The 17,238-nt window shown below is 60.9% G+C and carries 15 protein-coding genes and 1 pseudogene; 9 read left to right on the top strand and 7 right to left on the bottom strand.

What is annotated here, in order from left to right; genetic code table 11:
• Positions 1 to 20: 20 nt before the first annotated feature.
• Both BM110_RS11450 and BM110_RS11445 read left to right on the top strand, forming a co-directional pair.
• Positions 21 to 1,430, top strand: a complete 1,410-nt coding sequence (locus BM110_RS11450; protein WP_093513409.1) for an OprD family outer membrane porin — start codon at positions 21 to 23, stop codon at positions 1,428 to 1,430.
• A 69-nt stretch (positions 1,431 to 1,499) separates the two neighbouring features.
• Positions 1,500 to 4,133 carry an MGH1-like glycoside hydrolase domain-containing protein gene (locus BM110_RS11445; protein WP_092244379.1) on the top strand — a complete coding sequence of 878 codons (2,634 nt, stop codon included), beginning with the start codon at positions 1,500 to 1,502 and terminating at the stop codon, positions 4,131 to 4,133.
• A 47-nt stretch (positions 4,134 to 4,180) separates the two neighbouring features.
• Here the strand turns inward: BM110_RS11445 and BM110_RS11440 are convergent, their stop codons facing one another.
• Positions 4,181 to 4,495, bottom strand: coding sequence for an SCP2 sterol-binding domain-containing protein (locus BM110_RS11440; RefSeq protein WP_071493079.1), 315 nt, complete (start codon positions 4,493 to 4,495; stop codon positions 4,181 to 4,183).
• Positions 4,496 to 4,551: 56 nt separating this feature from the next.
• Complete coding sequence (locus BM110_RS11435; protein WP_092244376.1) at positions 4,552 to 5,262, bottom strand: histidine phosphatase family protein; 711 nt, start codon at positions 5,260 to 5,262, stop codon at positions 4,552 to 4,554.
• Between the two features lie 195 nt (positions 5,263 to 5,457).
• Between BM110_RS11435 and sohB the strand changes: the two genes are divergently transcribed.
• Positions 5,458 to 6,483 (top strand): protease SohB, encoded by a 1,026-nt coding sequence (gene sohB, locus BM110_RS11430; protein WP_071488016.1) that lies wholly within the window; start codon positions 5,458 to 5,460, stop codon positions 6,481 to 6,483.
• 6 nt (positions 6,484 to 6,489) lie between these two features.
• On the opposite strand, the pseudogene BM110_RS11425 reads toward sohB, so the two are convergent.
• Positions 6,490 to 8,024, bottom strand: a pseudogene (locus tag BM110_RS11425) (MFS transporter).
• 151 nt (positions 8,025 to 8,175) lie between these two features.
• Here BM110_RS11425 and BM110_RS11420 point away from each other — a divergent pair.
• On the top strand, positions 8,176 to 9,051 hold the full coding sequence (locus BM110_RS11420; protein ID WP_092244370.1) for a LysR family transcriptional regulator: 876 nt from the start codon (positions 8,176 to 8,178) through the stop codon (positions 9,049 to 9,051).
• Here the strand turns inward: BM110_RS11420 and BM110_RS11415 are convergent.
• Positions 9,029 to 10,144, bottom strand: a complete 1,116-nt coding sequence (locus BM110_RS11415) for an MDR/zinc-dependent alcohol dehydrogenase-like family protein (protein ID WP_093513408.1) — start codon at positions 10,142 to 10,144, stop codon at positions 9,029 to 9,031. The genes BM110_RS11420 and BM110_RS11415 overlap by 23 nt on opposite strands.
• 64 nt (positions 10,145 to 10,208) lie before the next feature.
• Positions 10,209 to 11,216 carry a substrate-binding domain-containing protein gene (locus tag BM110_RS11410; protein WP_092244364.1) on the bottom strand — a complete coding sequence of 336 codons (1,008 nt, stop codon included), beginning with the start codon at positions 11,214 to 11,216 and terminating at the stop codon, positions 10,209 to 10,211.
• A 470-nt stretch (positions 11,217 to 11,686) separates the two neighbouring features.
• Here BM110_RS11410 and BM110_RS11405 point away from each other — a divergent pair, with 470 nt between their 5' ends.
• A complete protein-coding gene (locus tag BM110_RS11405; protein WP_093513407.1) occupies positions 11,687 to 13,249 on the top strand; it encodes a TerC family protein in 1,563 nt (520 codons plus the stop codon).
• Here the strand turns inward: BM110_RS11405 and BM110_RS11400 are convergent.
• Both BM110_RS11400 and BM110_RS11395 read right to left on the bottom strand, forming a co-directional pair.
• Positions 13,233 to 13,574: a thioredoxin domain-containing protein gene (locus BM110_RS11400; RefSeq protein ID WP_092244358.1), complete on the bottom strand. Its 342-nt coding sequence runs from the start codon at positions 13,572 to 13,574 to the stop codon at positions 13,233 to 13,235. The genes BM110_RS11405 and BM110_RS11400 overlap by 17 nt on opposite strands.
• Before the next feature lie 65 nt (positions 13,575 to 13,639).
• Positions 13,640 to 13,888 carry a hypothetical protein gene (locus tag BM110_RS11395; protein WP_093513406.1) on the bottom strand — a complete coding sequence of 83 codons (249 nt, stop codon included), beginning with the start codon at positions 13,886 to 13,888 and terminating at the stop codon, positions 13,640 to 13,642.
• Positions 13,889 to 14,221: 333 nt separating this feature from the next.
• On the opposite strand from BM110_RS11395, the gene BM110_RS11390 reads away from it, so the two are divergent.
• Genes BM110_RS11390 through BM110_RS11375 form a run of 4 tightly spaced genes read left to right on the top strand, consistent with a single transcriptional unit; the run spans position 14,222 to position 17,237 of the window.
• Positions 14,222 to 15,070 carry a transporter substrate-binding domain-containing protein gene (locus BM110_RS11390; RefSeq protein WP_092244352.1) on the top strand — a complete coding sequence of 283 codons (849 nt, stop codon included), beginning with the start codon at positions 14,222 to 14,224 and terminating at the stop codon, positions 15,068 to 15,070.
• Positions 15,071 to 15,121: 51 nt separating this feature from the next.
• The gene (locus BM110_RS11385) at positions 15,122 to 15,784 is read left to right on the top strand and encodes an amino acid ABC transporter permease (RefSeq protein ID WP_025857547.1); all 663 of its coding nucleotides are present in this window, start codon (positions 15,122 to 15,124) and stop codon (positions 15,782 to 15,784) included.
• A gap of 11 nt (positions 15,785 to 15,795) precedes the next feature.
• On the top strand, positions 15,796 to 16,458 hold the full coding sequence (locus BM110_RS11380; RefSeq protein WP_016976586.1) for an amino acid ABC transporter permease: 663 nt from the start codon (positions 15,796 to 15,798) through the stop codon (positions 16,456 to 16,458).
• Positions 16,455 to 17,237, top strand: coding sequence for an amino acid ABC transporter ATP-binding protein (locus BM110_RS11375; RefSeq protein ID WP_071488005.1), 783 nt, complete (start codon positions 16,455 to 16,457; stop codon positions 17,235 to 17,237). Before BM110_RS11380 ends, BM110_RS11375 begins: the two co-directional genes overlap by 4 nt.
• The last annotated feature ends 1 nt before the right edge of the window (position 17,238 follow it).

Below are 17,238 nucleotides of genomic sequence, written 5' to 3'. Positions count from 1 at the left end.
ATGTTTAGGGGCTGTCGTTAATGAAAATTTCTACACTGGCGTTGTCGATCACCGCCGCCGTTCTTGCACAACAGGCTTACGCCGATGACTTCGGGCTCGGCTCGCTGGGCACCGGCAACGGTCACAGCGGCTTCCTTGAAGACAGCCATGCGTCTGTCAGCTCACGGACCATGTACTACAGCGCGGATAACCGCTCGGGCACCAACAACGATCTGCGCGAAGCCGCCACAGCGCTGCGTTTTGACTACAAGTCCGGCTTCACCCAAGGCACCGTTGGCCTGGGTTTCGATGTCATGGCCTTCGGCGCCCTGCGCCTGGACGGTGGCGACGGCCACACGGCGGGTCCGGGCCTGGCGGGTAACGGCAACAGCTTCTTCCCGACCAGGAACAATGGCACTGAACCGGCCGACTCCTTCGGGCGTGCCGCCGGCAATGTGAAGTTCCGTATTTCCCAGACCGAGTTGCACGTCGGTGGTGGCCTGGCGCCGGTGCTGCCGATCCTGGTGTCCAACGACAGTCGCGTGGCACCGCAGACCTTTGATGGCGGTATCCTGACCTCCAACGACATTCCCAATGTCACCTTCACCGGTGGTGAGCTGAACCGCGCCGAAGGCCGTGCTTCCAGCAACTCCACAGGCCTGAGCGTGGCCGGTGGTACTCGCGACAGCGACAGCTTCAAGTTCGGTGGGGTGGACTACAAGCCGTTTGGTTCTTCCGACAACGTGATCGCGAAAAACCTGACGTTGCAGTACTACTACGCCCAACTGCAAGACTTCTACAAACAGAACTACGTTGGCCTGGTCCATACCCTGCCGCTGGGCAATGACCAGTCGTTCAAGACCGACCTGCGCTACTTCGACAGCCGCAGCGACGGCAAGAACGGCGAAAGCGGCTACCAATTCAACAACAACGGTGGCTACGCCAAACACGCCGGCGAAGTCGACAACAAAACCTACAGTGCGGCCTTCACCTACCAACTGGGCGGCAGCAGCTTGATGCTCGGCCACATTGGCGTAGGTGACGACGGCGGTTTCGTCTGGGTCAACCAGGGCAGCCTCGCCGACCCGCATGCCCAAGGCGCCGGCGGCAGCGACTTCTACCTGTTCACCGACGCCGTGGTCGGCCAGTTCTCCCGCGCGGGCGAGCAGGTCAACTTTGGCCAATACACCTATGACTTCAAGGCGTACGTACCTGGGCTGAAGGTGTCCGTGGCCTACCTGGACGGTTCGGACATCAAGGCCAAGGTCGCCGGCGGCCCTGACCAGAAGGAAAACGAAGCCGACTTCCGCCTGGACTACGTGGTGCAGGCAGGTCCCCTGAAAGGCTTCGGTACCACCTTCCGTACCGGTACCTACCACGGCAAGAACACCGGCACCGCCGACCAGGACCAGACCCGCCTGATCTTCAACTACACCTACGCCATCTTCTAAGTCTTCATGTGCACCCGGGCGTCATTGGGCTCTACACTGCCTCTCACCTGGTAGGCGCTGGAGGACCCGATGACGGCCACACCCGACACTCGAATGCTTGAGACAACCGAAGGTCAGCGCCTGGCGCAGCAGGATGCCGAGCGCTGGCGCGAGTGGGGTCCCTATCTGAGCGAACGCCAATGGGGCACGGTGCGCGAAGACTACAGCGCCGACGGCGACGCCTGGGCCTACTTCCCCCATGAACATGCACGCAGCCGCGCCTACCGCTGGGGCGAGGATGGCCTGGCCGGTTTCAGTGACAAGGCGCAACGCTGGTGCCTGGGCCTGGCCCTGTGGAACGAGCGCGACGCGATCCTCAAGGAACGCCTGTTCGGTCTCGACAACGCCGAGGGCAACCACGGTGAAGACGTCAAGGAACTGTACTTTTTCGTCGACGGCGTACCGAGCCATGCCTACATGCGCATGCTCTACAAATACCCCCATGCCGCCTTTCCCTACGCCGACCTGATCAGCGAAAACGCCCGCCGTGGGCTGGCTGATGCCGAGTACGAGATCCTCGACACCGGCGTGTTCGAAGACAACTGCTACTGCGATGTCAGCGTCGAGTACGCCAAGCACCAGCCCGACGATATCTTCATGCGCGTCACCGTGCACAATCGCTCGGACCAGCCGACGCGGCTGCAGGTGCTGCCGCAACTGTGGGCGCGCAATGACTGGAGCTGGACCTTTGACGCGCCCAAGCCGCAGTTGATGTTGGACGGGGAGCAGGTGCTGGCACGCCATCCGGAACTGCCGGACCGTCATCTCGGCGCCTGGGGCCAGGACGGGCTGGAGTGGCTGTTCTGCGAGAACGAAACCAACTACCCCAGGCTGGATGGGCAGCCGGCGCCGGGGCCGTTCAAGGACGGGATCAACGATTACGTGGTCGAGGGTGTTCACTCGGCAATTCGGCGTGACAGCGGTACCAAAGTCGCGGCGCGTTTCGTCGTCGAACTTGCCGGGATGGAAAGTAAAACGCTCTACCTGCGCTTTGCCCCTGTCGACGCGCCACAGGTCAACGCGCGCAAGCTGTTCGAACAACGCCGCCAGGAAGCGGATGACTTCTACGCCGCCCTGCAACGTGGCATGGCCGACGACGATGCGCGCAATGTGCAGCGTCAGGCACTGGCCGGGTTGCTGTGGTCCAAGCAGCTGTACTATTTCGACGTCAATCAATGGCTCGACGGCGACCCCGCACAACCCGCGCCGCCGCCCGAGCGCCTGCATATCCGCAATACTCATTGGCGCCACCTGTCCAACTTCGACATCCTCTCCATGCCCGACACCTGGGAATACCCGTGGTATGCCTCGTGGGACCAGGGCTTTCAGGCAGTGGCCATGGCGCTGATCGATCCGGCGTACGCCAAGCAGCAGTTGTTGCTGCTGGTGAAGGACCGCTTCATGCACCCCAACGGCCAGTTGCCGGCCTACGAATGGCGGTTCGACGACGCCAACCCGCCGGTGCATGCCTGGGCCAGCTGGCGGGTGTACCAGCAGGACAAGGCGCTCAACGGCGTAGGCGATATGGATTTCCTTGAGCGGATCTTCCACAAGCTGCTGCTGAATTTTTCCTGGTGGGTCAACCGCAAGGACGCCGAAGGCCGCAACCTGTTCCAGGGCGGTTTCCTGGGGCTGGACAATATCGCCTTGTTCGACCGCTCCGCCGCACTGCCGCCGGGGTATCAACTGGATCAGGCCGACGGTACGGCGTGGGTCGCGGCCTATGCACTGGACCTGATGCGCATCGGCCTGGAGCTGGCCAAGCGCAATGCGGTATACGTTGACATCGCGGTGAAATTTTTCGAGCACTTCCTGTATATCGCCGGCGCCATCAACCGTGTCGACGACAGCGCCGAAGGCCTGTGGGATGAGCAGGACCTGTTCTTCTACGACGTGCTGCACCGCCCCGATGGCCAGAACGAACCGGTGCGCCTGCGTTCGATGGTTGGCCTGATGCCGCTGTTTGCCGTACTGGTGCTGGAGCAGCGTGAACATGAAGGCCTGGAGGGGTTGCGCGAGCGGCTGCTGGGGTTCATGAAACATCGGCCGGACCTGGCCAGGCTGGTTTCACGCTGGAACGAACCGGGGCAGGGTAATCGCCTGTTGCTGGCGCTGCTGCGCGGCGAGCGGACCAAAGACCTGCTGCGGCGCATGCTCGATGAACAGGAGTTCTTGTCGACGTTCGGCGTGCGCTCCTTGTCCAAGGCGTTCGCCGAGCAACCGCTGGCGTTGAAGATGAATGGCAACACCCTCAGTGCGAGCTACCAGCCGGGTGAATCCGACTCGCGGCTGTACGGTGGCAATTCAAACTGGCGCGGGCCGTTATGGATGCCGGTGAACTACATGCTGATTGAGTCGCTGCGCGAATTTCACCGTTATTACGCGGACAACTTCTCGGTGGAGTACCCGGCGGGCAGCGGTTATCTGGCGTCCCTGGAGGACGTGGCCGACAGTCTGAGCCAGCGGCTGACGCGGTTGTTCCTGAGGGATGAAAACGGCTCCCGGCCGTCGATGGTGGGATATGCGCCGTTGGAGGCGGATCCGGCAAGTCGCGATCTGGTGCTGTTCCATGAGTACTTTCATGGCGAAACCGGGCGTGGGCTGGGGGCTTCGCATCAAACCGGGTGGAGTGCGTTGGTGGCGTTGTTGCTGCAACCCAAATAAAAATCCCGCCTGTAAAGGCGGGATCGGGATTCAGGGTTGCCCGTGAATCAGGAAGGGAACAGCTCGCTCAGCTTCATGGCCAGCATCATGTCGCCTTCGGTGCGCAGCTTGCCGCCCATGAAGGCCTGCATGCCGTCGGTCTCGCCGCTGACGATGCCTTTCATGGTTTCTGCGTCCATCACCAGGGTGACCTGGGCGTCCGGGTTTTCACCTTCCAGCAATTCACAGGTGTTGTTTTTCACGACCAGCGAGAAGTTCTGGGTGTCGTCGATGCGGAAACCGAACACCAGGTCCAGGCCGTCAGCGGCGGCTGGGTTGAATTTGGCTTTCATTGCTTCTACAGCTTTGGCTACGTCAGTCATGGTTTCGATCCTTTAGGGTAGAGTCCAGTGACCTTGGGGTCACGGTTGGCCGCAGTTCATCGGAACGTGATGAGCTGCGGCGCCTTCAACAGTTGCAAGTGGGTATGGCTGTTGAAGGAAGCCAGTGCCACCTCGCGACCGCGGAATTTCAGCTGGTTGAGCGAGGTGTTAACAATTTGCCAGTTCAGTTCGAAGGCTTGCGCGGCAGGCATTCGGGTGATCAGGTGGAGCAGGGCGGTGATGGTGCCGCCGGAGGTGAACACCGCGATCTTCTGCGTGTTGTCCGCCGCCTCAAGGATGCGTTGCAGGCCACCTTGCACGCGTTCCACGAAGCCCAGCCAGCTTTCCAGTCCCGGTGGATCATAAGTGCCGGCCAGCCAGCGCTCGATGATCAGCGCGAAGATGCGCTGGAATTCGCTGCGGTTCTGCGCGGCATTGCGCAGGATCTCCAGGGCTTCGGGTTCGGTGGTGAGCAGGTCGGGAAGCAGGGCGCGGATGATTGCGTCGGCATCGAATTCGTTGAACGCGCTGTCGACTTCCAGCGCCGGCACCGGCAGACCGAGGGCGTGGTACTGATCGAAGGCGGCGCTGGCGGTGTGCTGCTGGCGGCGCAGGTCGCCGGCCACGCAGCGGTCGAACACCAGGCCCATGTCCGCCAGGTGGCGACCGAGCACTTGCGCCTGCTCCACGCCGACGGGCGACAGGACGTCATAGTCGTCTGCACCGAAGGAGGCCTGGCCATGTCGAATCAGATAGATGCTGCCCACGTCCGTTTTCCCGGTACGTTGAAAGTCTGGCGAGGTTATGAGGATGCCTGCGAGCTGTCAATGAAAAAACATACGCTTGTTTTAAAAGCTCGTTGGAGCCTGTAGTTGCTGGCGGTTTGATCACTGGCCCGAACGCGGTGCCGCCGGTATGCTGGGGCAATCCGCGCCCGGCGCACTGCACTTGTAAGGAGCAACATGGATTTTTTGGCCGAATATGCGAGCTTTCTGGCGAAGACCGTCACCCTGGTGGTCGCTATTCTGGTGGTATTGATCAGCTTCGCGGCGCTGCGCAGTAAAGGGCGCCGCAAATCCGCCGGCCAGTTGCAGGTCAGCAAGCTCAATGATTTCTATAAAGGCCTGCGTGAGCGCCTGGAGTCGAGCCTGCTCGACAAGGACCAGCTCAAGGCCTTGCGCAAGTCCGAAGGCAAGGCCGAAAAGAAGAAGGGCAAGCAGAAGGCCGAGGCCAAGCCACGGGTGTTCGTGCTGGACTTCGACGGTGACATCAAGGCCTCGGCCACCGAAAGCCTGCGCCACGAAATCACCGCCTTGTTGAGCCTGGCCACCCCGAAAGACGAAGTGGTGCTGCGCCTGGAAAGCGGCGGCGGCATGGTCCACAGCTACGGCCTGGCCTCGTCGCAACTGGCGCGTATCCGCCAGGCGGGCGTGCCGTTGACCGTGTGCATCGACAAGGTCGCGGCCAGCGGCGGCTACATGATGGCGTGCATCGGCGAGAAGATCATCAGCGCGCCGTTCGCCATCCTCGGCTCCATTGGCGTGGTGGCGCAGTTGCCGAACGTCAACCGCCTGCTGAAGAAGCACGACATCGACTTCGAAGTACTCACCGCCGGCGAGTACAAGCGCACGCTCACCGTGTTTGGCGAAAACACCGAGAAGGGCCGCGAGAAGTTCCAGGAAGACCTGGACATCACTCACCAGTTGTTCAAGAACTTCGTGTCGCGTTATCGCCCGCAGTTGGCAATCGATGAAGTCGCCACCGGAGAAGTGTGGCTGGGTGTTGCAGCCCTCGACAAGCAACTGGTCGATGAACTGCAAACCAGTGACGAATACCTGGCCACCAAGGCCAAGAGCGCCGAGGTGTTCCACCTGCACTATGCCGAGCGCAAGAGCCTGCAGGAGCGTGTGGGCCTGGCGGCCAGCGGTTCGGTGGACCGGGTCCTGTTGACCTGGTGGAACCGGTTGACCCAGCAGCGGTTCTGGTAAGGCTGATCAGCGGTGCGCAGGTTTTATTGAAGCCTGTTGCACCGCTGGGATTGGTTTGCTCATCAACATCCCCACCACCAACGCTCCGAGCAACCCCAACAACCCCGCCACCCACAACACCCCGCTGAAGCCACCCACAAAGGCCTGCCGTGCCAGCGGCTGTACCACCGCCCGTGCCGATTCCGGCAACAAGCCCATCGCCGCCGGCATATCCCCGGCCACCACGCGTGACGCAATCGCGTTTACCTGTGCCTGCCATTGCGCGCCAATGCTTGCACTCAACAGCTGTTCGCTATGACCGCTCAACAACGCCCCATACACCCCAATCGCCAACATGATCGCGCTGAAGCGCATGGTCGTGCTCATGCCCGACGCCATTCCCGCGCGGTCCCGTGGTACGCAGGCCATGATGTTTTTTTGCGTATCGCCATTGAGCAAGCCGGCACCGGCGCCCGTAATGGCAATCGCCAGGGCGAAGGGCAGGTAGCCGCCGATGTTCACTGCCCAGGCACTCAAGAGGTTGCCGCTGCCCACCAGGGTCAACCCGGCGGCCATCATCGTCGCCGGGGCAAAGCGTGCGGCCAGGCGTGCGCCGATGCGCGGACAGATCAGCATGGTCAGCGCAAACGGCAGCATGCCCAGGCCCGAGGCGATCGCGGAAAATCCCAGGCCGTTCTGCAGGTAGAACGGTAGCAGCGTCATCATCACCTGGGCACAACCGGCATAGGCGAACATCCCCAACAGCGCACCGATAAAGCGTGGGTGGCGGAACAGTTGCAGGTCGACCATGGGCCGCCGCTGCACCCGTTCGACGAGTACAAACACGCCCAGCAAGACTGCGCCACCGATCAGGCGGGTGTAGGTCAACGGGTTGTCCCAACCGATGCGGTTGGCTTCGATCAGCCCCCAGATCAGGCACAGCAGGCTGGCGCTGAACGCCAGGCTGCCCCACGGATCGAGCCGCGCGGATTGGGTGTCGCGGGATTCCGGGATGGCGCGCAGGACCAGACTCATCAGCATCAGCCCCACCGGCAAGTTGAGGTAGAAGATCCAGCGCCAGCCCAGGTACTGGGTGATCAGGCCGCCCAAGGTCGGTGCGGCAGTCATCGCCACGCCCATGCACGCGCCCCAGAAGGCCCAGGCCTTGGCGCGCTGCACCTCGTCGTGGAAGGTATGGCCGATGGAGGCGAGGGCGGATGTGAGCAACAGCGCCGCGCCCACGCCTTTGACCGCGCGGGCGCTATCGAGGAGCAGCGCGGTGGGTGCTGCCCCGCAACCCAATGACGCCAGGATGAAAATACTCAGGCCCCAGACCAGGGTTTTCTTGCGCCCGAACCGGTCGGCAATGCTCCCGGCCGGAAGCAATAGCGCGGCGAACGCCAGCATGTAGGCGCTGACCACCCATTCGATATCGGCGAAGTTCGCCCCAGGTCGCGGGCGATACTCGGCAGGGTCACGGCGACGATATTGGTGTCGAGCACGATCAGCGAGCAGACGCCGGACGCAGTCAGCAAGGTCAGGCGTGGGCTGACCCGGCTCATGATTGAATTACCTCAAAGGCAAGAGGGGGGGTACGGTTGACGACCATCGCAAGGGCTCTCTAGTGTTGTGGTTTGTCTCAGCATATCCGCGCTGCCCAGTGGCTTTATTAGCCAGGCCGACTCGTTTCATTACCTTTGAGCTAATCCAGAGATGGACATCCGTCATTTTCGCTATTTCCTGGCCGTTGCCCGTCAGCGCAATTTCACCCGCGCCGCCGAGCAGCTGGGGATCGCACCCCCGACCTTGAGTCGGCAGATCCAGGACATGGAAACCAGCCTGGGCACACGTCTGTTTGTTCGTCAGCAGCGGGAAGTCAGCCTGACCGAGGCCGGTGCCGCGCTGCTGATCGAAGCGGAGGCGACGGTGCGTCAGTTCGAGTTTGCCCAGCGCAATGCCCAGCGTGCCGGGCGTGGCGAGATCGGCCATCTGGAGTTGGGCTACGTGGCTTCCGCCGTGTATTCCGGCGTGTTGCAGCGGCAGATGCAGGGGTTCTGCCAGGCGTTTCCCGATGTCAGCGTGAACGTGCGTGAATGTGCCATGGCCATACTGCCGGGTGCCGTTGCGGACGGGCGCTGCGATATCGGCTATGTCCGTTCGCCGATGACCTTGCCGGACGGTGTGGAAGCAGTGCGCCTGGACAGTGAAGGTTTTGTGCTGGCGTTGCCGCAGGACTCATGGCTGTTGGGTTTGAAAGTCATCTACTGCGAGCATCTGCAAAACGAGACCTTCATCCTGCCGGAGCAGATCAGCGGCACGCTGCACGTCGCGGCCCAAGGTGGTTTTGCGCCGCGCCTGGGGCCGCAGCCGGGTGGGTTGGTGGCGGTCGTCGCGCTGGTGTCATTGGGGCAGGGCGTGGCGGTGGTGCCGGCGTCGGTGGTGGGGCATGTGAGCTTGCCGGGAGTGGTGTATCGCCCGATTCAGGGCAGCGAGGCGGCGTCCTGGTTGTCGTTGATCCACCGGCGCTTCGAGAAAGCGCCGGCAGTGGTGCGGTACATACAGTTGGTCAAGGCTCAAGCACTACCTTGAGGGACTTGTCGCCGCGCTCCATCACTGCGAACGCTTCCTTGAAGTCCGCCAGGGCGAACTTGTGGGTGACCACGTCGCGCATGTCGATCTTGCGGTTGCCGATAAAGTCGATGGCGCGCGGGTACATGTAAGGCCCCAGGTGCGAGCCGAGCACATCCAGTTCCTTGCGGTCGCCGATGATCGACCAATCCACCGTAGCCTCGTCATTGAACACGCTGAACTCGACGAACCGCCCCAGCTTGCGCAGCATCGCCAGGCCCTGGTTCACGGCCTTGTGATGACCGGTGGCTTCGATGTAGATGTCGCAGCCGTAGCCATCGGTGATGTCGCGGATCTTCGCCAGTACATCGACTTCGGCCGGGTTCCACACTTCGTCGGCGCCCATGCGCAGGGCGAGGGCGGCGCGTTCCGGTTTCATGTCCAGCACGATGAGTTTCTTCGGATTGCGCATGCGCACCGCACCAATGATGCCCAGGCCCAGGGTGCCGGCGCCGGCGACCACCACGACATCGTCGAAATCCACATTGGCGCGCTCGGCAGCGTGCAGTGAGCAGGCCAGGGGTTCGATCAGGATCGCTTCATCCGGGGCGATGGAGTCCGGGACCTTATGGATGATGCCTTCCTTGGTGAAGATCATGTACTGGGCCATGGCGCCCTGCACGTTGTTCTGGAAGCCATACAGGTCGTGTTTCTGGCACATCCAGTACTGGCCGTGGTTGCAGAAGCGGCAGCCCCAGCACGGCACGATCTGCTCGGAAATGACCCGGTCGCCGATCTTCACGCCGCGCTTGTCCGCGCCGGGGCCCAGGGCGACCACGCGGCACACGAATTCATGGCCGGGGATCATCGGCGGTTTCACATAGCGTGGTTGCTCGGCGTCGCCCCAGAACGACGGCGCGCCGCGATAGGTCTTGATGTCGCCCATGCAGATCCCGCACAACTCGACCTTGGTGAGGATTTCCTCGGGGCCGGGGGTGGGCACGTCGACGGTTTCCAGCCGGTAGTCTTCCGGGCCATGGCAGACCACGGCCTGCATGGTTTTCGGGATGACGGGGTGCAGGTGTTCTTGCGGGCGTTCGGTGGCGGTGGACATGGCAGGCCTCACAACAAAGATGAACGGATCGCTCCCATGCGGGAAGCGATCAACCGGCTACGGCTTACTTGGCGCCGCTGACTTGCTTGTACAGCGCATCGGCGTTGGCGTTGGTTACTGGCACCCAGGGCAGGATGTAGTTCTTCGCGGTGCCGTCAGCCCATTGCACATCCTTGGCATAGCGTTCCCAGATCACCGAGCGGGGCTTGTAGTCGCTGCCGGCCAGGGCGCGCAGGGCCACGTCCAGCGCACCCTGGGACTGGGCCTGGGCATCCTGCAGGAAGGTGGTGACTTCGTCTTTTTTCGCGGCCTGGATGGCATCCGGCATGCCGTCGATGGAGGTAACCGGTACATCTTTGGACGTCAGGCCGTGGGATTTCAGGGCCTGTACCGCGCCGAGGGCCATGTCGTCGTTCTGCGCGATGACGCCGTTGATGCCTTTGGGGTGGGCGTTCAGCCAGTCCTCCGTCAGCGCCATGGCCTGGGCGCGGTCCCAGTTGGCGGTTTTTTTCTCGATGATCTTGATGTCCGGGTGCTTGCCCAGCACTTCCAGCTCGCCTTTTTCCCGGTCGATCTGTGCCGACTGGCCAATGGGGCCCTGGATGATCACTACATTGCCCTTGCCGTTGAGTTTGTCGACCATGGCCTGGGCCTGCAGGCGGCCGCCCTCTACATCGTCGTTACCCACGTAGGGGACGGCGGCATCGGCAACTTTCGTATTGGAGGCGATGACCACCACGTCGTTACTCATGGCCTGCTTCACGGTGCCGACGCCAGCCTTGGTGTCGATGGGCACGAAGAGGATGGCGTCGTAGTGCTGGGTCACCATGTTTTCGATCTGGTTGTTCTGAGTCAGCGCGTCGTAGTTGCCGTCGAATACGGTCAATTGCACGGTGCCGTCTTTCACGGCGGGGTGCTCCTTGAGTTCGCGTACCCAGTTCTGCATGAATTGGCCCTTGAGGCCGTAGACCGCGGCGCCGACCTTGTAGGTCTTGCCGTCGGCGGCCAGGGCGATGCTGCTGGCGAGGAGGGAGAGGGCCGCAGCGGCGGCGAAGGTCGTAGCAAGTTTCATGATGAGCACCCCATTTATTGTTGTAGTCAGTCGTTCATTCATTGCCTTGTGCTGATCATATGTTTATCAAATGAAAATCTGATCAGTCAAATGCTTTCGTATAAAACGCAGAAATAGGCTGATTTATTGGTTTTTAGGGCTTTGTACCAACGATCAGTAGGTATTTATGCTGATAATAATTTCATTTAATGATCAAATGATCGTGCTGGTTTCGAAGGTTTTACAGATCTTGTAATAGTTTTGGGTTGTGGGGATTTTCCCTTTCGACTGTACGATTCAAGTCCTTTTGTCATTGCAGGATTTGCATGAACACCCTCTCGGAGCCTCCCAGTCGTCTTTCCCCAAGACATCCTCTGTCGTTGTTCCCGCTGAAGCACCCCGTATTCCGACTGCTAACCTTTTACCGGTCCACTGACCGCACTCTGCCGTGCCCGGCATTCTGAAAATCGATGACTGAAGAGACTCAATAAATGGAATGGTTAGCGGATCCAACGGCCTGGCTCGGCCTGTTGACCTTGATTGTGCTGGAACTGGTACTGGGCATCGACAACCTGGTGTTTATCGCGATCCTGGCGGACAAGCTGCCGCCGGAGCAGCGTGACCGTGCGCGCTTGATCGGCCTGTCCCTGGCGTTGCTGATGCGCCTGGGCCTGTTGGCGAGTATTTCCTGGTTGGTAACCCTCACCCAGCCGTTGTTCGAGGTGTTCGACAAGAGCTTCTCCGGCCGCGACCTGATCATGCTGTTTGGTGGTGTGTTCCTGCTGTTCAAGGCCACCATGGAATTGCATGAACGCCTCGAGGGGCATGTGGCCCAGCGCACAGGCAATGTGGCCTACGCGATGTTCTGGCCGATCGTGGCACAGATCGTGGTGCTCGACGCGGTGTTCTCCCTGGATGCGGTGATTACCGCCGTGGGCATGGTGGACGAACTGGCGGTGATGATGATCGCGGTGATCGTGTCCATCGGCCTGATGATCGTGGCGAGCAAGCCGCTGACACGCTTCGTCAACGCGCACCCGACGGTGATCATGCTGTGCCTGGGCTTCCTGATGATGATCGGTTTCGCCCTGACCGCCGAAGGCCTGGGGTTCCATATTCCCAAGGGTTACCTGTACGCCGCCATCGGCTTCTCGATCCTGATCGAAGTGTTCAACCAGATCGCCCGTTCACGCCGCAAGAAGTCGGCGCAAGGCGTGTTGCCGGTGCGCGAGCGTACCGCCCATGCGGTGATGCGCCTGCTCGGCGGTCGCAGCCTGGCGGTGGAAGAGGTGGGTGAAGAGGTGGCCGACCTGCTCGGCGAGCCGGATGCCACCCAGGGCCCGCTGTTTGATCGACGTGAGCGCGTGATGATCAGCGGCGTGCTGCAACTGGCCGAGCGACCGATCCGCACGCTGATGACGCCGAGAGCCAAGGTCGACTGCATTGATCTGGCGGACGACCCCGACAGTATCCGCCTGAAACTGATGCACTCGTCCTATTCGCGACTGCCGTTGATCCGCAATGGCGCCGTCGATGAGCCGCTGGGCTTCGTGCACAAGAAGGAGTTGCTCAAGGAGTACCTGGCCGGCAACGAGCCGAACCTGGAGCACCTGGCGCGTCGGGCGATCAACTTGCTCGACAGCTTTTCGGTCCTCGATGCGCTGGAGCAGATGCGCCAGGAATCCACGCACATTGCGTTCGTCATCAACGAATTCGGTGACTTTATGGGCGTGTTGAGCATGACCGACATTCTCGAGTCCATTGCCGGTGAGTTGCCGGATGCCAGTGAAATCGAGGGGCCGGATATCGTCGAGGAAGGCGATGGCTTTCGCGCCAATGGTGCCTTGAACCTCAACCTGGTCCGCCAGCGTACCGGTTTCAAGGCGACGGCGACCGAGGACTACCAGACCCTGGCCGGTCTGGTCATGAGCCTGCTCGACCGCCTGCCAGTGGTGGGCGATAGCCTGGAACATGAGGGCTGGCGCATGACGGTGGCGGCGGTGGAAGAGCGGCGGGTGACGCAGGTTTGCCTGGTGCCTATGCACCAGGCGTAACGGCGGGTAGTTGGCTGTATTGCTCGAAGGCGCTTCGCAGCGCTTGCTCGCCAAGGCCGGGAAGGGCTTCGAGCAGTACCTGATTGCGGTAGATCAACAGCATCGGGATACGGTCGACCCTTGGGTGTGGAGGCGTGTCCATACAATCAAGAATCAAGATTTTGACCTGCTCCTTGTAGTGCTCGCTGATGCGCATGAAACGCGGCATCGCATCAGTGCAAGCCGTGCATTCATGTGACATGAAAACCACAAATACGGGTTGTGGGGTGTTCAGTTCGCGCTCAAACGCAGCTTTGTCTGCAATCACGGCATTCACATAGCTCATCGATATTTCCCTCCAGGCCTGGCTCACGCTAAGCCGGGGGGGCGTCAGTCGTCTACTGTCAACCTTCACAGGTCCCGGTCACGCTCCAAGCGTTCGCGGGCTTTGCGCGCCTGGCTTGCGCATTTCTTGTATTCCAGATTGTCCCTTGAGGCCTTCGCCTGACGGTAGCCGTGGTGGTTCTGGCTTGTGTAATTGGTGCTCAGGGCTTCGTTGAGCTTGCGCAGTTCGGCCTTGCATTCGCGTCGGTCGTTGCTGGCCGAAGCGCTGCCGGCCACCAGAAAGGACAGCAAAACCAGGGTGAGGCGGAAGGTCATCGGGGTGGAGTCCTTGTCGGAATGAATGTGCCAAGGCTAGCCCAGCGCGGGGATTTTTCCACGCGACAGCCGCACCGCAACGGTGCGTGGTAATACTGCTGTAGCGCACGCAAGTGTGGCGTGTCACCGCCGTGTGGGGCCTTGGGTAGCAAAGAGATTTCAAGTGCTGGCTTAACGCCTGGTTACGGATCTTCATTTATCTATCTGATCTAAAACAGATTTATTCATGCCGTGTTTTTCTGTTAGCGCGTGTGGCACACTTTCTGCTGTCTATTCCGTTGTTACATACTAAGTTCCGGTATAGCGGAATACACAACTCCTGGAGTGCTTGTCATGCATCACCGACCTTCCGTATTCAAAGCGTGTGTTTTTCTCTTCGCCGCATCGGCCTCCCTCGCAAGCCAAGCGCAAGCGGCGGACAGCAAGCTCGATGATGTGCTCAAACGTGGGCATCTGATCGTGGGTACAGGCAGTACCAATGCGCCGTGGCACTTCCAGGGAGCGGATGGCAAGTTGCAGGGCTTTGATATCGACATCGGCCGCATCGTGGCCAAGGGCTTGTTCAATGACCCGAGCAAGGTCGAGTTCGTGGTGCAATCCTCTGATGCGCGGATTCCCAACCTGCTGACCGACAAGGTCGACATGAGTTGCCAGTTCATCACCGTCACCGCCAGCCGCGCCCAGCAGGTGGCCTTCACCCTGCCGTACTACCGCGAAGGCGTGGGCCTGCTGCTGCCCAACAACAGCAAGTACAAAGAGATCGAAGACCTGCAGGCCGCCGGCGACAGCGTCACCGTGGCCGTGCTGCAAAACGTGTATGCCGAAGAGCTGGTGCACCAGGCCCTGCCCAAAGCCAAGGTCGACCAGTACGACAGCGTCGACCTGATGTACCAGGCGGTGAACTCCGGTCGCGCCGATGCCGCGGCCACCGACCAGTCCTCGGTCAAGTACCTGATGGTGCAAAACCCAGGTCGTTACCGCAGCCCGGCCTACGCCTGGAGCCCGCAAACCTATGCGTGCGCCGTCAAGCGTGGCGATCAGGACTGGCTGAATTTCGTCAACACCGCGCTGCATGAAGCCATGACCGGCGTGGAGTTCCCCACCTACAAGGCCTCGTTCAAGCAATGGTTCGGCGTGGATCTGCCGGAACCTGCGATCGGCTTCCCGGTTGAGTTCAAGTAAATCGAAAACCTGGGGCGTCGCTGACGGCGCCCCAATCAGGTACTGCTGACCATGAACTATCAGTTGAACTTTGCCGCCGTGTGGCGCGACTTCCCCAGCTTGCTGGCGGGGCTCGGCCTGGGCCTCGAGCTGGCGCTGCTGTCGATCGCGATCGGCTGCGTGATCGGCCTGATGATGGCATTTGCCATGCTGTCGAAACACAAGGCACTGCGCGTGCTGGCCTCGGTGTATGTGACGGTGATCCGCAATACGCCGATCCTCGTGCTGATCCTGCTGATCTACTTCGCCTTGCCCAGCCTGGGCATCCGCCTGGACAAGATCCCGTCGTTCATCATCACCTTGTCGTTGTACGCCGGGGCTTATCTGACCGAAGTATTTCGCGCCGGGCTGCTGAATATTCCCAAGGGCTTGCGTGAAGCCGGGCTGGCCATCGGTCTGGGCGAGTGGCGTATCCGTGCCTACATCACCGTGCCGGTGATGCTGCGCAATGTGTTGCCCGCGCTGTCGAACAACTTCATTTCGCTGTTCAAGGACACCTCGCTCGCCGCCGCCATCGCGGTGCCGGAGCTGACCTATTACGCCCGCAAGATCAACGTCGAGAGCTACCGGGTTATTGAAACCTGGCTGGTCACGACCGCGCTCTACGTGGCCGCCTGTTACCTCATTGCCATGCTGCTCCGTTACCTGGAACAGCGCCTGGCGATCCGTCGTTAAGAGAGGTTTCCATGTACGAATCCCCCAGCTGGCTGCATGAGTTGTGGATCGCCCGGGATACCCTCTGGGCGGGTTTTCAGGCCAGTGTTTATGTGTCCGCATTGGCGATTATCTTTGGCACCCTGATCGGCATAGTCGCCGGGTTGATCCTGACCTACGGCAAATTCTGGATGCGTGCGCCGTTCCGGCTGTACGTCGACCTGATCCGGGGCACGCCGGTGTTTGTGCTGGTATTGGCGTGCTTCTACATGCTGCCGGCGCTCGGTTGGCAGATCACCGCGTTCCAGGCCGGTGCGGTCGGGTTGACGCTGTTCTGCGGTTCCCACGTCTCGGAAATCGTGCGCGGTGCGCTGCAAGCCATTCCCCGTGGGCAACTGGAAGCGGGCAAGGCGATTGGCCTGACGTTCTATCAGTCCCTGGGTTATGTGTTGCTGCCCCAGGCGCTGCGCCAGATCCTGCCGACCTGGGTCAACTCCTCCACGGAAATCGTCAAGGCCTCGACCCTGCTCTCGGTGATCGGCGTGGCCGAGTTGCTGTTGAGCACTCAGCAAGTGATCGCACGCACCTTCATGACCCTGGAGTTTTACCTGTTCGCAGGCTTTATGTTCTTTGTCATCAACTACGCCATCGAGTTATTCGGGCGCTACATTGAAAAGCGGGTGGCCTTGCCATGAACCAACCTCAAACCAACCCACCACTGCTGAACATTAGCGGCCTGCGCAAGCAGTACGGCCAGGTGGAAGTGCTCAAGGGCGTCGACCTGTCGATGCAGCGCGGTAACGTGGTGACCCTGATCGGCTCCAGCGGCTCGGGCAAGACCACTCTGTTGCGCTGCGTCAACCTGCTGGAGGAGTTCCAGGGCGGGCAGATCACCCTGGATGGCGAGTCCATCGGCTACAGCGAAGTTGCCGGCAAGCGGGTGCGTCACCCCGAGCGCGTGATTGCCCAGCATCGTGCCATGACCGGCATGGCATTCCAGCAGTTCAACCTGTTCCCGCATTTGACGGCGTTGCAAAACGTCACCCTGGGCTTATTGAAAGTTAAGAAAATGCCTAAGGACGAGGCGGTGGCGCTCGCGGAAAAATGGTTGGATCGTGTAGGACTTCTGGAGCGTCGTAACCACTTTCCCGGCCAGTTGTCGGGCGGCCAGCAACAACGTGTGGCGATTGCCCGCGCGATTGCCATGAACCCCAGCCTGATGCTGTTCGACGAAGTCACCTCGGCCCTCGACCCGGAGCTGGTGGGCGAAGTCCTCAGCGTGATCAAGGGCCTGGCGGAAGAGGGCATGACCATGTTGCTGGTCACCCACGAAATGCGCTTTGCCTATGAAGTCTCGGACAAGATCGTGTTTATGAACCAGGGCCGCATTGAAGAGCAGGGCACCTCGAAGGACATCTTCGAGCGCCCGCAATCGCCGCGCCTGGCGGAATTTCTCAAGAACATTCGTTTTTAAT

It is taken from the genome of Pseudomonas sp. NFPP28 (assembly GCF_900115535.1).
GTDB classification, from domain to species: Bacteria; Pseudomonadota; Gammaproteobacteria; order Pseudomonadales; family Pseudomonadaceae; genus Aquipseudomonas; species Aquipseudomonas extremorientalis.
This window is presented reverse-complemented; position numbering and strand designations above follow the sequence as displayed.

Bases quoted from the DNA above. Each gene is read 5' to 3' on its own strand.
- BM110_RS11420 (WP_092244370.1), top strand. From the start codon at position 8,176: ATGGACATCCGTCATTTTCGCTATTTCCTGGCCGTTGCCCGTCAGCGC.
- BM110_RS11385 (WP_025857547.1), top strand. From the start codon at position 15,122: ATGAACTATCAGTTGAACTTTGCCGCCGTGTGGCGCGACTTCCCCAGC.
- BM110_RS11375 (WP_071488005.1), top strand. From the start codon at position 16,455: ATGAACCAACCTCAAACCAACCCACCACTGCTGAACATTAGCGGCCTG.
- BM110_RS11390 (WP_092244352.1), top strand. From the start codon at position 14,222: ATGCATCACCGACCTTCCGTATTCAAAGCGTGTGTTTTTCTCTTCGCC.
- BM110_RS11410 (WP_092244364.1), bottom strand. From the start codon at position 11,216: ATGAAACTTGCTACGACCTTCGCCGCCGCTGCGGCCCTCTCCCTCCTC.
- BM110_RS11445 (WP_092244379.1), top strand. From the start codon at position 1,500: ATGACGGCCACACCCGACACTCGAATGCTTGAGACAACCGAAGGTCAG.
- BM110_RS11440 (WP_071493079.1), bottom strand. From the start codon at position 4,495: ATGACTGACGTAGCCAAAGCTGTAGAAGCAATGAAAGCCAAATTCAAC.
- sohB (WP_071488016.1), top strand. From the start codon at position 5,458: ATGGATTTTTTGGCCGAATATGCGAGCTTTCTGGCGAAGACCGTCACC.
- BM110_RS11380 (WP_016976586.1), top strand. From the start codon at position 15,796: ATGTACGAATCCCCCAGCTGGCTGCATGAGTTGTGGATCGCCCGGGAT.
- BM110_RS11395 (WP_093513406.1), bottom strand. From the start codon at position 13,888: ATGACCTTCCGCCTCACCCTGGTTTTGCTGTCCTTTCTGGTGGCCGGC.
- BM110_RS11450 (WP_093513409.1), top strand. From the start codon at position 21: ATGAAAATTTCTACACTGGCGTTGTCGATCACCGCCGCCGTTCTTGCA.
- BM110_RS11405 (WP_093513407.1), top strand. From the start codon at position 11,687: ATGGAATGGTTAGCGGATCCAACGGCCTGGCTCGGCCTGTTGACCTTG.
- BM110_RS11415 (WP_093513408.1), bottom strand. From the start codon at position 10,144: ATGTCCACCGCCACCGAACGCCCGCAAGAACACCTGCACCCCGTCATC.
- BM110_RS11400 (WP_092244358.1), bottom strand. From the start codon at position 13,574: ATGAGCTATGTGAATGCCGTGATTGCAGACAAAGCTGCGTTTGAGCGC.